Origin of the sequence: Paraburkholderia sp. GAS199 (genome assembly GCF_050436585.1) — a bacterium.
In the GTDB taxonomy this organism is placed as follows: domain Bacteria; phylum Pseudomonadota; class Gammaproteobacteria; order Burkholderiales; family Burkholderiaceae; genus Paraburkholderia.
This window is the reverse complement of the sequence record NZ_JBNDMM010000008.1, coordinates 21,678-35,882: the sequence shown is the minus strand read 5'-3', so window position 1 is coordinate 35,882 and position 14,205 is coordinate 21,678. Positions and strand designations below refer to the sequence as shown.

The 14,205-nt window shown below is 61.0% G+C and carries 10 protein-coding genes; 1 reads left to right on the top strand and 9 read right to left on the bottom strand.

Going from position 1 to position 14,205, the window contains the following annotated elements; all coding sequences use genetic code 11:
* Positions 1-31 precede the first annotated feature (31 nt).
* The 3 genes from argJ to ltrA all read right to left on the bottom strand — a co-directional run bounded on the left by argJ (position 32) and on the right by ltrA (position 6,132).
* A complete protein-coding gene (gene argJ, locus P3T18_RS26990) occupies positions 32-1,273 on the bottom strand; it encodes a bifunctional glutamate N-acetyltransferase/amino-acid acetyltransferase ArgJ (protein WP_429303027.1) in 1,242 nt (413 codons plus the stop codon).
* A gap of 139 nt (positions 1,274-1,412) precedes the next feature.
* Positions 1,413-4,229 (bottom strand): preprotein translocase subunit SecA, encoded by a 2,817-nt coding sequence (secA, locus tag P3T18_RS26985; RefSeq protein WP_429303026.1) that lies wholly within the window; start codon positions 4,227-4,229, stop codon positions 1,413-1,415.
* 202 nt (positions 4,230-4,431) lie between these two features.
* Positions 4,432-6,132: a group II intron reverse transcriptase/maturase gene (gene ltrA, locus P3T18_RS26980; RefSeq protein ID WP_429303025.1), complete on the bottom strand. Its 1,701-nt coding sequence runs from the start codon at positions 6,130-6,132 to the stop codon at positions 4,432-4,434.
* A 1,216-nt stretch (positions 6,133-7,348) separates the two neighbouring features.
* Between ltrA and P3T18_RS26975 the strand changes: the two genes are divergently transcribed.
* Positions 7,349-7,834, top strand: coding sequence for a DciA family protein (locus P3T18_RS26975; RefSeq protein ID WP_429303024.1), 486 nt, complete (start codon positions 7,349-7,351; stop codon positions 7,832-7,834).
* A gap of 99 nt (positions 7,835-7,933) precedes the next feature.
* Here the strand turns inward: P3T18_RS26975 and lpxC are convergent, their stop codons facing one another.
* The 6 genes from lpxC to P3T18_RS26945 form a co-directional block, all read right to left on the bottom strand.
* On the bottom strand, positions 7,934-8,851 hold the full coding sequence (lpxC, locus tag P3T18_RS26970) for a UDP-3-O-acyl-N-acetylglucosamine deacetylase (RefSeq protein ID WP_429303023.1): 918 nt from the start codon (positions 8,849-8,851) through the stop codon (positions 7,934-7,936).
* A 275-nt stretch (positions 8,852-9,126) separates the two neighbouring features.
* Complete coding sequence (locus tag P3T18_RS26965) at positions 9,127-9,630, bottom strand: peroxiredoxin (protein WP_429303022.1); 504 nt, start codon at positions 9,628-9,630, stop codon at positions 9,127-9,129.
* Between the two features lie 259 nt (positions 9,631-9,889).
* Complete coding sequence (gene ftsZ / locus P3T18_RS26960; RefSeq protein ID WP_429303021.1) at positions 9,890-11,092, bottom strand: cell division protein FtsZ; 1,203 nt, start codon at positions 11,090-11,092, stop codon at positions 9,890-9,892.
* A gap of 133 nt (positions 11,093-11,225) precedes the next feature.
* Positions 11,226-12,458, bottom strand: coding sequence for a cell division protein FtsA (gene ftsA, locus P3T18_RS26955; RefSeq protein ID WP_012434417.1), 1,233 nt, complete (start codon positions 12,456-12,458; stop codon positions 11,226-11,228).
* 27 nt (positions 12,459-12,485) lie between these two features.
* A complete protein-coding gene (locus tag P3T18_RS26950; protein WP_429303020.1) occupies positions 12,486-13,238 on the bottom strand; it encodes a cell division protein FtsQ/DivIB in 753 nt (250 codons plus the stop codon).
* A gap of 24 nt (positions 13,239-13,262) precedes the next feature.
* Positions 13,263-14,204, bottom strand: a complete 942-nt coding sequence (locus P3T18_RS26945) for a D-alanine--D-alanine ligase (RefSeq protein WP_429303019.1) — start codon at positions 14,202-14,204, stop codon at positions 13,263-13,265.
* Between the last annotated feature and the right edge of the window lies 1 nt (position 14,205).

The window sequence follows — 14,205 nt, the reverse complement described above, 5'->3', positions numbered from 1 at the left end:
TAGCGGCCCGCAGGCCGCGTAATGAACCTGGTTACGAACGATAGTCGGCGTTGATGCTCACGTAGTCGTGCGACAGATCGCAAGTCCAGATCGTGGCTTGCGCATCGCCGCGGCCGAGCACCACGCGAATGCCGATCTCGCTCTTTTTCATGACGCGCTGGCCGTCTTCTTCACGGTACGCCGGATTGCGGCCGCCGGCAGTGGCAACCAGCACGTCGTCCAGATACAGATCGATCTTGCCGACGTCGAGATCATCGATGCCGGCATAGCCGATGGCCGCGAGAATGCGGCCGAGGTTCGGGTCCGATGCATAAAAAGCGGTCTTTACGAGCGGCGAATGGCCGATTGCATACGCGATCTGGCGGCATTCGCCAACGCTCGAACCGCCTTCGACGTGCACGGCCATGAACTTGGTCGCGCCTTCGCCATCGCGCACGATCAGCTGCGCGAGCGTCTGGGCGACTTCCGTTACCGCATCGCGCAGCGCTGCATAAGCGGGCGAATCGGTGGACGTGATCGCCGGCAGGCTCGATTTGCCCGACGCGATCAGGATGAAGGAATCGTTGGTCGAGGTATCGCCGTCGATCGTGATGCAGTTGAACGAGCGGTCCGCAACGTGCTTGACCAGCGCGTCGAGCACCGGTTGAGCCACGGCGGCGTCGAACGCGAGGAAACCGAGCATGGTCGCCATGTTCGGCTTGATCATGCCGGCACCCTTGCTGATACCCGTGAGCGTGACGGTATGACCGTCGATCTTGACCTGGCGTGACGTGGCCTTGGGCAAGGTGTCCGTGGTCATGATCGCCTGCGCGGCGTCGTACCAGTTCGCTTCCTTGCGGTTGGCCAGCGCTGCCGGCAGGCCGGCCTTCAGACGATCGACCGGCAACGGCTCGAGAATCACGCCCGTCGAGAACGGCAGAACCTGCTCCGGCGCGATGTCGGCAAGACGCGCGAGCTCGTTGCAGGTTTCGCGCGCCGCCACGAGACCCGGTTCGCCGGTGCCCGCGTTGGCGTTGCCCGTGTTGATCACCAGCGCGCGGATCGGCGCGCCGCCCGCGCGCACGCGCGCCAGGTTTTCGCGACACACCGTGACGGGCGCCGCGCAAAAACGGTTCTGCGTGAAGACGCCGCCTACCGTCGCGCCTTCGCCGACGGAAATGACCAGCACGTCCTTGCGGTTCGGTTTGCGGATGTTCGCCTCTGCCCAGCCGAGCGAAACGCCGGCGACGGGATGGAGTTGAGCGGGATCGATCGAGGGGAAATTGACAGCCATGGTCGCGACCTGTCGAAGAAAATGCCGGCAGGCGCCGGCATCGAGGGATCGGAAACTGATGGCTCGGGCGTGCTGCCGAACCACCGCGAAATCAACAACAAAAACGACGCGGCGCGCCTTGAGCGCGCCGCTTTCGGCATTACACGATCTTGCCGTGGCACTGCTTGTACTTCTTGCCGCTGCCGCACGGGCACGGGTCGTTGCGGCCGACCTTCGGCACGTTGTCCGCATTGACACTCACGTTCGCCGCCGGCGCTTGCGACGAGCCGTGGCTCATCGCGTCGCCGATCATGGCGGCCGTGGCCGCCTCGGCCGCAACCGGCGCTGCCGCAGCAGCTTCGGCGAACTCGGCGTGACGGAATTCGACGTTTTCGAGGTGACCGCCCTGCTCTTCCAGTTGCTCGGCCGCCTGCTCCAGCTGTTCCGGCGACTGGATCTGCACGTTCATCACCACGCGCGTGACTTCCAGCTTGACGGCGTCGAGCATGGCTGCGAACAGTTCGAACGCTTCGCGCTTGTATTCCTGCTTCGGGTTCTTCTGCGCGTAGCCGCGCAGATGGATACCCTGACGCAGGTGATCGAGCGCGGCGAGATGCTCGCGCCAGCTACGGTCGAGCGTCTGCAGCATGATCGAGCGTTCGAACGCGCTGAACGATTCGCGGCCCACCTGCTCGACCTTCGACTCGTACGCCTCGTCTGCCGCCGCTTCGACCGCTTCGAGAATTTCGTCCGCGCTGATCGAATTCGACTCGTTGATCATCTCCTGAATTGCGAGGTCGAGCTGCCATTCGTTGCGCAGCACTTCTTCGAGTTCAGGCACGTCCCACTGTTCTTCAATGCTGCCAGCCGGCACGAACTGGTGAACGATGTCGGCAATCACGCCATGGCGCATGGCGCCGATCGTTTCCGTGATGTCGTTTGCTTCGAGCAGTTCGTTGCGCTGCTGGTAGATCACCTTGCGCTGATCGTTCGAAACGTCGTCGTATTCGAGCAGTTGCTTACGCACGTCGAAGTTACGCGCTTCCACCTTGCGCTGCGCCGATTCGATCGAGCGCGACACGATGCCCGCTTCGATCGCCTCGCCTTCCGGCATCTTCAGGCGGTCCATGATGGCGCGCACGCGGTCGCCCGCAAAAATGCGCAGCAGCGGATCTTCGAGCGACAGATAGAAACGCGACGAGCCCGGATCGCCCTGACGGCCGGCACGGCCACGCAACTGATTGTCGATACGGCGCGATTCGTGACGTTCGGTGCCGATGATGTGCAGACCGCCGGCGGCCTTCACCTGATCGTGCAACGCTTGCCATTCGTCGTGCAGCTTCTGGATACGGCGCTGTTTTTCGTCGTCGGAGAGCGTTTCGTCCTGTTCGATGAAGGACGCCTGCTTTTCCGCGTTGCCGCCCAGCACGATGTCGGTACCACGACCGGCCATGTTGGTCGCGATCGTGACGCGCTTCGGACGGCCCGCTTCGGCGACGATCTCGGCTTCACGCGCGTGCTGCTTGGCGTTGAGCACCTCGTGCGCGAGACCGGCCTGCTTCAGCAGATGCGACAGCAACTCGGAATTTTCGATCGACGTGGTGCCGACCAGCACCGGCTGACCGCGCTCGTAGCATTCGCGGATGTCGCGAATCACGGCGTCGTAGCGCTCCTTGGCGGTCTTGTAGATCTGATCCTGTTTGTCGATCCGCTTCGGCGGACGGTTGGTCGGAATCACGACCGTTTCGAGACCGTAGATCTCGTTGAATTCGTACGCTTCCGTGTCGGCCGTGCCGGTCATGCCGGACAGCTTTGCGTACATGCGGAAATAGTTCTGGAACGTGATCGACGCGAGCGTTTGATTCTCGCTCTGGATCTTGACGTGTTCTTTGGCCTCGACCGCCTGATGCAGGCCGTCGGACCAACGGCGACCGGACATCAGACGCCCGGTGAATTCGTCGACGATCACGACTTCGCCGTTCTGCACCACGTAGTGCTGGTCTTTGAAGAACAGCGTATGTGCGCGCAGCGCGGCGTACACGTGGTGCATCAGCGTGATGTTTTGCGGCGCGTACAGGCTTTCGCCCTCGCCGATCAGGCCCCACTCGGCGAGCAGACGCTCGGCCTTTTCGTGACCCGATTCCGTCAGGAACACCTGACGGCCCTTTTCGTCCAGCGTGTAATCGCCCGGCTTTTCGACGCCAGTGCCGTCCGCTTTCTCTTCGCCGATCTGGCGTTCGAGCAGCGGCGGCAGCGCGTTCATGCGAACGTACAATTCGGTGTGATCTTCGGCCTGGCCGGAGATGATCAGCGGCGTACGCGCCTCGTCGATCAGGATCGAGTCGACCTCGTCGACCACCGCGAAGTTCAGGGCTCGCTGCACGCGCGCATCGGTCTCGTAGACCATGTTGTCGCGCAGATAGTCGAAGCCGAATTCGTTGTTGGTGCCGTAGGTGATGTCTGCCGCATACGCTTCCTGCTTGGCGGCGTGATCCATCTGCGAGAGATTGATACCGACTGACAGACCGAGGAAGTTGTACAGGCGCGCCATCCATTCGGCGTCGCGCTGGGCGAGGTAATCGTTCACCGTCACGACGTGGACGCCGCGGCCCGACAAGGCGTTGAGGTACACCGGCAACGTAGCGACGAGCGTCTTGCCCTCGCCGGTGCGCATTTCGCCGATCTTGCCGTAGTGCAGGACCATGCCGCCGATCAGCTGCACGTCGAAGTGGCGCATTTTCAGCACCCGCTTGCTCGCCTCGCGGCACACCGCGAAGGCTTCGGGCAGAAGCTTGTCGAGCGACTCGCCGCTCGCGACGCGCTGGCGGAATTCACCCGTTTTGGCGCGCAGTTGATCGTCCGTCAATTGCTCGATCTGCGGTTCGAGCGCATTGATCGCCGCGACGGTCTTTTGATATTGCTTGACTAGCCGCTGGTTGCGGCTGCCAAAAATCTTCTGTAGAAAACCGGTGGTCATCGGATCGGTGTCTGCGTCGCGGCTTCGGCTGGTTCGCGGCGTGCTGTCTGGGCACGTGCGCTCCGGGGTCGGAAGGGCCTCGGCGGCTTAGTCCAAGAGTGAATTGTCGGGTAGCCCGACCTTCTTACGAAGATCGGGCCCCCCGAGAACCGTACGTGCGAGTTTCCCCGCATACGGCTCAAATCTACAAACAAAGTTCTGTCTACGACAGAACCGGCTTAGTTACTACAAGTTTACCAACGTGTACCTGCTGGTGACAGTGCGGGTGAAGCAAGACCCGGTTGGACAACTTGTCTGACCCGCCATGCATCCGATATTCCAGATGATGATCGTGCCAGCCTGTTTCGTCCGTCAAGGCACAGCCGCAGTGCGCACACAGCCCGCTCTGCGACATGTACAGCGTCGCCCACTGTTTCCGGTAGCGCATCGAATCCCACAGACGCGTCTGCCGCAGTTGCTCGCCATATTGCTCCCACTTCGGATCAAAGGGATTGAATTCTCCTTGGATCTTCTTGTGTCTCCTGATCGCTGTACCGCTGAGTTGATACAACTCCATCAGGCCCCAACTGCCATCGTCTCGAACCGTCCGGACCGCAAACACCCACTGTCGAGCGTCGATTGAGTGGAAGTACTTCTGTCGCACCCAACTGTTGCTCTTTCGCGGATGTCGCCGCTTGGACCACCACCAGAGCTTCCGGAACACCAGATGCTCCATGCGGGTGTACGCCTTTTTGGCCGTAACCGGATGGTGATACTGCGCCCATCCGCGCAACATTGGATTTAGCAGTCGGATCATCTCCTCCTGCTTCACCGTCTTGTTGCTGCTAATCGCTTCCGCCACCTTGCTGTAGAACGCTTTCGCGTTCTTTTTGCTCGGTTTGATGAGCATCTTTCCCGAGTACTTCCGGAAATTCCACCCAAGGAAATCGAAGCCATCGTCAATGTGAGTGATCCGCGTTTTTTCCTGCGATAGCTGCAACCCTCGAACCGCCAGGAATGCCTCCACCCAAGGTCGGACCTCCTGTTCCAGTATCTCTTTCGAGTCACCGGTTATCACGAAGTCGTCCGCGTACCGCACCACATTCACTTTCAGCCTTCGGGTTTTCATGATCCCCAGCTTCGCACCGAGATGCACCGCCAGTTCTCGTTCCAGCCCGTTCAGCGTTACGTTAGCCAACGTCGGGGAGATGATTCCTCCCTGCGGCGTACCGGCCTCAGTCGCCCGTAGCTGACCTTGATAAATCAGGCCAGCCTTCAGCCATTTCCGGAGGACACCTCTGTCCATCGGGACATTGGTTTCCAGCCAGTCATGACTGATGTGGTCGAAGCATCCCTTGATATCCGCTTCTAGGACCCACTTGGCCGAAGCCTCTTGGGACATACAGACGCGGATTTGGGACATCGCGTCGGCTGTCGAACGATTCAACCTGAACCCATAAGAGTTCGAGTCGCTCGTCGATTCCGACACTGGCTCCAAGGCCAAGAGATACAGAGCTTGCATCGCCCTGTCCCGCATGGTCGGAATGCCCAGAGGACGTTCCTTCCCATTTGCCTTGGGGATAAAGACTCTCCGTAGTGGCAGAGGCTTGTATCCGCGCCGCTTCAACCTGTCGACGGCTTCCCATCGACTCTCAGGCGAATCCCATAGCTCGCGATCGACTCCAGCCGTTCGCGCACCCTGGTTTTGCGTAACACGTCGTACCGCATACAGCTTTGCAGACAACGTGCGAGTCAACATCCGTTGCAGGGCTTTCACCCTGCGCCAGTCGCCTTCCCGCGTCGCCTTCGCAATTCGAATCTGCATCCCTCTCACGTTCCGCTCAACTCGTCGCCAATCTACGGCGTACCAATCGTCCGGCGCGTGGGAAAGCGCAGATCTGGTCATTCGACCAAATACTTTCATGCTGCTCTCCTACCTGGAAAAGTCCCCAGACAGAAGGCGCATCTCCCCCAGCGGGGTAGATACACCCCGCTGGGGAACAACAAAACTCAATACAGGCGCATGCACCTGCATCTAACCAAGTTCATAGAGGGTAGTCAGCCGTCTTGCGACGGTAGACCAGACGGAAGTCTGCCCGCTTTCGCGTGAGGTAATGTCTCAACCCCTATCCGGTCCATTACAGCCCGGCCTTCGCTTTTTCCGTCCTCCCATACCTGCACGATCATCAGCGTCCCTCACGGTTCGCCTGCCAGCCCAACTGCGCTGGCAACCATACAGGCTTACCACGTTCCCGGCATGTCACACGACTGACTTAGGTTCTGCCTATTCCCCGGCGGTATCACCAACGACGTAACCCGAGATTCGAGCGGGCTATCCAACCGCATACCTTTTGGTCAGTGCCTATCAGCAGCTTTGGCACACAATGCTAACGAGGTTTATCAGCAGTTCACTTCCGTTAACCCTATCAGCCAGCCTAGCGCCTTACCCCCTTGCTGCTAGGAGTATCCAGACCGATTCCTCGCGGAAACGACCTGCCCGAAACATCCGGGGGCTACATTGTCAGAGGAGCTTCACACCTCACCGTTGCCAGTGACGCATGTCCTCCTAGGCTACTGCTGGTCGTACAGCAGGTTCACTATCCTCATCTTCAGCAACGAGGTCGAACAATGACACACCGAGCTTTCGCTCGTATCGTTTAGCGAAACCCTTGCCTTGAGGCTCAGGAATTGCAAACATCACCCCGCCCTGTCGGCGGAGGTGAAGCCGCTGACTGGGCGGGACCTGACGGTAATCAAGTCCATGCAACAAGGTCCCCGGCTGATTGCTCCGGTTTCCCATTTCACTACAAGGATGCTTCCCATAGGGTCGCATCTGCTTCTTAAAGTGCAGCCCACAAGGTGGCCGCCTGCGGAGGGCATGGTGAGTTGCCTCAATAACCCTCTAGTCGATGCTCCGTAACGTGGAGCCGCCGGACACGAGCGTGCGTGTCGCACCGAATCGGGCATTTTAGCACGCGCCCCCGGCTGCGCCTGTGTCGGCAGTGAGACGGCGGCACGGTGTTCCGGGCCCGTCACAGCCACCTTTGACGCTGCGCAATGAGGCGGGCTCGCGTGCATCCCGCACGGTACAATCGCGGCGTGAACGCACATGGGGTGCGAACGCGCCGTCACCACAGAAAATGAGCCGTTTCCCGTCCTTTTCAAGGCCGCCGCCCAAGCAGTTCAATGCGCGCCGCCCACAGCCGCTCGCTGAAGTGCTCAATCGCACCGACGCGTTCACGGCCCTGCGCGCGGGCGTCGAGCAGATCGCGGCGCTCGAAAAAGATCTGCGCGCGCTCCTGCCCGACTATCTTGCAACGAGTGTCGAACCGAGCTTCATCAAAGACGGCGTTCTGGCACTGTTCGCCGCGCACAATGCGCTGGCGGCACGTCTGAGGCATATCGAACCGCGGCTGTTGTCCGATCTTCAGCAGCGCGGGTGGCCGGTAAATTCGCTGAGAATTCGCGTGCGGCCGCAGCCGGTCAAGGAGCCGCCGCCGGTCAAGCAGGCCCGTATGACGCCGACCGGCGCCGACGCGCTGCACGCGCTGAGCCAGTCGCTCGCGCCGTCGCCGTTGCAGGAAGCGTTGGCCAAAATGGCCGCGCGGCATCGGAAAAATCGCTGAGCCAGGTCAAAAGTTTCGCGCAATAAAAAAGCGGCCCGCAGGCCGCTTTTTTGTTCCTCAGGCATCCCGTCTCGCAGGATGCCGCCATTCATCGATGCCTTATGCGAACGCCGTTTGCGTTTCGTACGCAAAGCCGCGCGGCGCCTTCTGGGTATCTTCGAAGGTGACGATTTCGTACGAGTCTTCGTGAGCCAGCAGTTCGCGCAGCAGCGCGTTGTTCAGTCCGTGGCCCGACTTGTACGCCGTGTACGAAGCCAGCAGCGGATGACCGACCACGTACAGATCGCCGATCGCGTCGAGCATCTTGTGCTTCACGAATTCGTCGTCGTAACGCAGACCGTCGTTGTTCAGAATGCGGTATTCGTCCAGCACGATCGCGTTGTCCATGCTGCCGCCGCGCGCCAGACCGAGTTCGCGCATCATTTCCACTTCATGCGCGAAGCCGAACGTACGGGCACGCGCGATTTCACGCACGTAAGACGTATTGGCGAAATCGACTTCCAGTGCCTGACCGGTTTTATCCACGGCCGGATGACGGAAATCGATGGTGAATTTGAGCTTGAAACCGAAAAACGGATCGAGACGCGCGAATTTATCGCCGTCGCGGATTTCGACCGGTTTCGTAACCTTGATGAATTTCTTGGCCGCGTTCTGTTCTTCAATACCAGCCGATTGAATCAGAAACACGAACGAACCCGCACTGCCATCCATGATGGGAATTTCTTCGGCAGTGACGTCCACGTACAGATTGTCGATGCCGAGACCGGCACAGGCGGACATCAGGTGTTCGATAGTCGACACGCGCGCGCCGTCTTTCTGCAACACCGAAGCCAGACGCGTATCGCCGATCGACATGGCCTGGGCGGGAATATCCACCGGCGTGGGCAAATCCACGCGCGAAAACACGATGCCGGTGTCCGGGCCCGCCGGACGAAGCGTCAAGTCGACCTTGCGGCCGGAATGCAGGCCGATGCCGACTGTCTTGACGATCGATTTGATAGTGCGCTGCTTCAACATGGTGATCTTCTATTCGATTGAAAATCCCAATCGGGACTTTTTATTCCATAGCACGAATTATACTCCAATACCCTAAGGAGCGTCTCGGCGCGGAACGTATCAATCTGTTTCGCTGCATTACCCAAAGGGCGCCGATCAGGGGAAGCGTGACGGGCCGACGTCCGGAACGGAGGCGTTTCCGGTCATCGGCCCGCGTAACGGCCTGTCACAAAAGCGTCGCATATGCCGTTGCCCTCATACAACGACCGGGCAAGCGGACATTTGAACGCATGTGACTAGCTCAACGTGGCAAGAATACTCTGCGCATCGCTCACTTCGAATTTGCCGGCAGCCTCGACGTTCAACGTCTTGACCACGCCGTCGTCGACAACCATCGCGTAGCGCTGGGAACGGATTCCCATGCCGCGCGCCGACAAATCCTGCTCAAGACCGAGCGCCCGTGTGAATGCCGCACTGCCGTCCGCCATCATGCGCACCTTGCCCGAGGCGTGCTGATCGCGTCCCCACGCGCCCATTACGAACGCGTCGTTGACGGACACGCACCAGATCTCGTCGATACCGCGAGCGCGGAACTGCTCGACGTGCTCGACGTAACCCGGTACGTGCTTGGCCGAACAGGTCGGCGTGAAGGCACCCGGCAATCCGAAGATCACCACGCGCTTACCCGCCGTCTGCTCGCGCACGTTAAAGCTGTTCGGCCCCAACGTGCAGCCCGCCCGCTCGTCCTCGACAAACTCGAAGATCGTCGCGTCGGGCAGCTTTTCACCAGTCTGAATCATGCTCAGTCCTTTGCATCGATGCGAAGCACGCTTGCACGTCGTCGTGTCGCAGTGAATTCAGCGTTTGCCTGACAACAGGCTCCTCTCGCCGGCGACAGTCGCCCAATCCGCTTCGCAAATCCGAAGAGGGCAGTTGTCCTTGCCGCGGATCTAACGATACGCGACCTGTTTGCCGTTCACCCGCCACGCTCGTGCATTCGTCCGCCAGCGCTGCACTGCAACCTGCCCGCAGCGCGGCAACGAAAGCCTGCTCGCGCGCTTAGTCCGCCTGCTTGCGCAGGAACGCCGGAATGTCGTACGTGTCGACGCCCTTTTCCTGCAGCGCCTGCACGTGCGAAGCCGCCGTATCGCGCGACGTGCGCCACACAGCCGGCGTATCCAGCGCGCCGTAATCGGCCGTGCTCGCGTGCGAAGCCGACGGTGCGTAAGCAGCGTGTTGCATCGTGCTGATCGGCTGGTTGTCCGTACCCGTGCGCAGCAGCGTCATCGGTGCCGATTGCTGCTTCTTCGCCGCACGGCCCAGACCCGTTGCCACGACCGTCACGCGCAGCGCGTCGCCCATTGCATCGTCGTACACCGCGCCGAAGATGACCGTTGCGTCTTCTGCTGCGTAGCTCTTGATCGTGTTCATCACTTCGCGCGTTTCCGACAGACGCAGCGAACGGCTCGACGTGATGTTGACCAGCACGCCACGTGCGCCCGACAGATCCACACCTTCCAGCAGCGGGCTGGCGACAGCCTGCTCGGCGGCCAGGCGCGCGCGATCGACACCGGCAACCGTCGCCGTGCCCATCATCGCCTTGCCCTGCTCGCCCATCACCGTCTTCACGTCTTCGAAGTCGACGTTCACCAGACCGTCGACGTTGATGATTTCCGCGATGCCGGCAACTGCGTTGTTCAGAACGTCGTCTGCGCACTGGAAGCACTTGTCCATCTCGGCGTCATCGCCCATCACCTCGAACAGCTTGTCGTTCAGAACGACGATCAGCGAGTCGACGTGATCCTCCAGTTGCTGCGAACCAGCTTCTGCAACGCGCATGCGCTTGCCGCCTTCGAATTCAAACGGCTTGCTGACCACGCCAACAGTCAAGATACCCATTTCCTTGGCGATCTGCGCGACCACCGGCGCTGCGCCCGTGCCCGTGCCGCCGCCCATGCCCGCGGTGATGAAGACCATGTGCGCGCCGCGCAGTGCGTCGGCGATACGCTCACGTGCTTCTTCCGCTGCGGCACGGCCCATTTCCGGCTTGGCGCCAGCGCCCAGACCCGTGTTGCCGAGCTGGATCACCGCCGTGGCGCGCGAACGCGACAATGCCTGCGCGTCCGTGTTCATCACGATGAAGTCGACGCCTTGCACGCCTTTGTTGATCATGTGCTGAACGGCATTGCCGCCAGCGCCACCTACTCCGACCACCTTGATGATGGTGCCGTTCGTTTCGGTTTCCAGCATCTGGAATTCCATGTTGCCTCCGTCAAGATAAAAAATTACAGCCACTTCGGCCGTTATTCGGCAAGAGATCGGGCAACCCCCTGTCGCGCGCCAGCCGCCGGCACCAGCGCGAATTTTTCCGCAAAACCCGTTTAAAGCGACTTCCTCAGAAGTTGCCGAGGAACCAGTCTTTCATCCGCGTGAAGACCTGGCCCATCGACCCCGACTGCACCGCGACCTTGCGGCCGCGCATCCGTTGCGAGCGCCCTTCGACGAGCAGACCCATGGCCGTCGAATAACGCGGGTTACGCACGACGTCCGCAAGACCGCCCGCGTATTCCGGCACGCCGATGCGCACCGGCTTCAGGAAAATGTCCTCGCCGAGTTCGACCATGCCGAGCATCATCGACGCGCCGCCCGTGAGCACGACGCCGGAGCTCAGCAGCTCTTCGTAACCCGACTCGCGCACCACCTGCTGCACGAGCGAAAACAGTTCTTCGACACGCGGCTCGACCACCGCCGCCAGCGCCTGGCGGGACAGCGTGCGCGGACCGCGCTCGCCGAGTCCCGGCACTTCGATCATCTCGTCCGGATCGGCCAACGCCTGCTTGGCGATGCCGTAGTCGACCTTGATGTCTTCCGCGTCCGGCGTCGGCGTACGCAGCGCCATGGCGATGTCGCTCGTGATCTGGTCGCCGGCGATCGGAATCACCGCCGTATGCCGGATCGCGCCTTCGCTGAAAATCGCGATGTCCGTCGTGCCGCCGCCGATGTCGACCAGCACCACGCCGAGTTCTTTTTCATCTTCCGTCAGCACCGCCAGCGACGACGCCAGCGGTTGCAGAATCAGATCGTTCACTTCGAGTCCGCAGCGGCGCACGCACTTGACGATGTTCTGCGCCGCGCTGACCGCGCCGGTCACGATGTGCACCTTCACTTCGAGGCGAATGCCGCTCATGCCGATCGGCTCGCGCACGTCTTCCTGACCGTCGATGATGAATTCCTGAGTCAGGATATGCAGCACCTGCTGATCGGTCGGAATATTGATTGCCTTGGCCGTCTCGATCACGCGGGCCACGTCCGCCTGCGTGACTTCCTTTTCCTTGATCGCCACCATGCCGCTCGAATTGAAGCTGCGGATATGGCTGCCGGCGATGCCGGTGAACACGTTCGTGATCTTGCAGTCGGCCATCAGCTCGGCTTCCTCGAGCGCGCGCTGAATGGACTGCACGGTGGCTTCGATGTTCACCACCACGCCTTTCTTGAGCCCCTTCGATTCGCTCTGGCCGAGGCCGATCACCTCGTAGTGACCCTCGCCCTTCAACTCGGCGACGATGGCCACGACCTTCGACGTCCCGATGTCGAGGGCGACCAGCAGATCTTTATAGTCTTTACTCATAGCGTGCTCATTGCGTGTGATGTCCGTTTACTTCTTGCCCTTATCGGGTTCGCTGATGAAGCGCATGCCAGCGGCACGAATCGCGAAACCGTTCGGATAGCGCAAGTCCGCATACTCGATATCCTTTCCCCAACGTTGCGTCACCGCGTTCCATGCCGCAGTCAGGCGCTTGCTGCGATCGAGCAGCGTGTCCTGATTGCGTTCGCGCCCAAGTTCTACCTGCATCCCGTTCGACAGCTTCACCGTCCACGCATAGCGCGGCGACAACGTCACTTCGTCAGGCGTTGCGCCCAGCGGCGCAAACCACTTCTGGAAGTCGTGATAACGCGCGACCACCTCTTTCGCCGTACCGTCCGGGCCGTCGAACGCGGGCAGCTCTTCTTCGAGTTCGCCCTGGTTCGCGGTGAACAGCTCGCCGTCGACGCTCACCAGCTGATCGCTGCCCCACGTTCCCAGCGGTTTGTACTCTTCCAGCGTGACAGCGAGTGCATTCGGCCAGACTCGCCGCACGCTCGCATGACGCACCCACGGCATCTGCTCGAACGCCTGTCTCGCGACGTCGAGATCGACCGTGAAAAAGTTGCCCTTCAACCGCCCTACTACGCCGGCACGCACCGTCGGCGAATTGATGTGCTCGGTATCGCCATCGATCTGGATTTCCCGCAGCGCGAAATTCGGCCGCTGGATCAGCCAGTAACCGCCTGCCGCCAGCAGCACGAGCACCAGCAACGCGTTCAAGGCGTTGGCGGCGAGATTGAGCTGGCGAACGTTGTTCCACATGGTGTTGCTTTCGGGTCGCCCCGGTTAGTCCTTCAGCGTCAGCGCCAACACGCCGACAACCAGTTCCTGATAGCTGATGCCCACCGCGCGCGCCGCTTTCGGCGGCAACGAGTGATCGGTCATGCCAGGCGCCGTGTTCACTTCCAGAAAATACGGATTGCCGTCGGCGTCGAGCATGAAATCCGCGCGACCCCAATCGGTGCAGCCGAGTACGTCGAACGCGCGGCGCGCCAGCACTTTCAGACGCGCTTCCTCTTCCTGCGGCAGACCGCACGGAATCAGATACTGCGTGTCGTTGGCGACGTACTTCGCGTGATAGTCGTAGAACTCACCGGCCGGCACGATGCGGATCACCGGCAGATCCAGCTCGCCTGCGATGCACGCGGTGTACTCGCCGCCACCTTCGATGCTCTTTTCGACCACGACGATGCGGTCGTACTTGACCGCTTCGATCAGCGCGGCCGGCAATGCGTCGGCGCTCTTCACCTTGATCACCGCGACGCTCGATCCTTCGCTCGCCGGCTTCACGAAAAGCGGCAAGCCGAGTTTCGCGACGATGTCTTTGGCGCGCGCGTCGTAGTCGTCGCCGCGCAGCACGGCTTCGAACGGCGGCGTCGGAATGCCGAGTTGCTGCCACACGAGCTTGGTGCGGAACTTGTCGAGGCCGAGCGCCGAACCGAGCACGCCGCTGCCCGTGTAACGGATGCCGTAAAAATCGAGCGCGCCCTGAATCTGACCGTTCTCGCCGTAGCCGCCATGCAGCGCGTTGAACGCGCGCACGAAACCTTCTTCCTTCAATGCCGCGAGCGGACGCTCGGCCGGATCGAACGGATGCGCGTCGACACCAGCGTCGCGCAGGCCTTGCAGAACGAGGCGGCCTGAATTGAGCGACACTTCTCGCTCGGCGGAATTACCGCCGAGCAGTACTGCCACTTTGCCGAATTGTTTCGGGTCGATGCTGCTCATC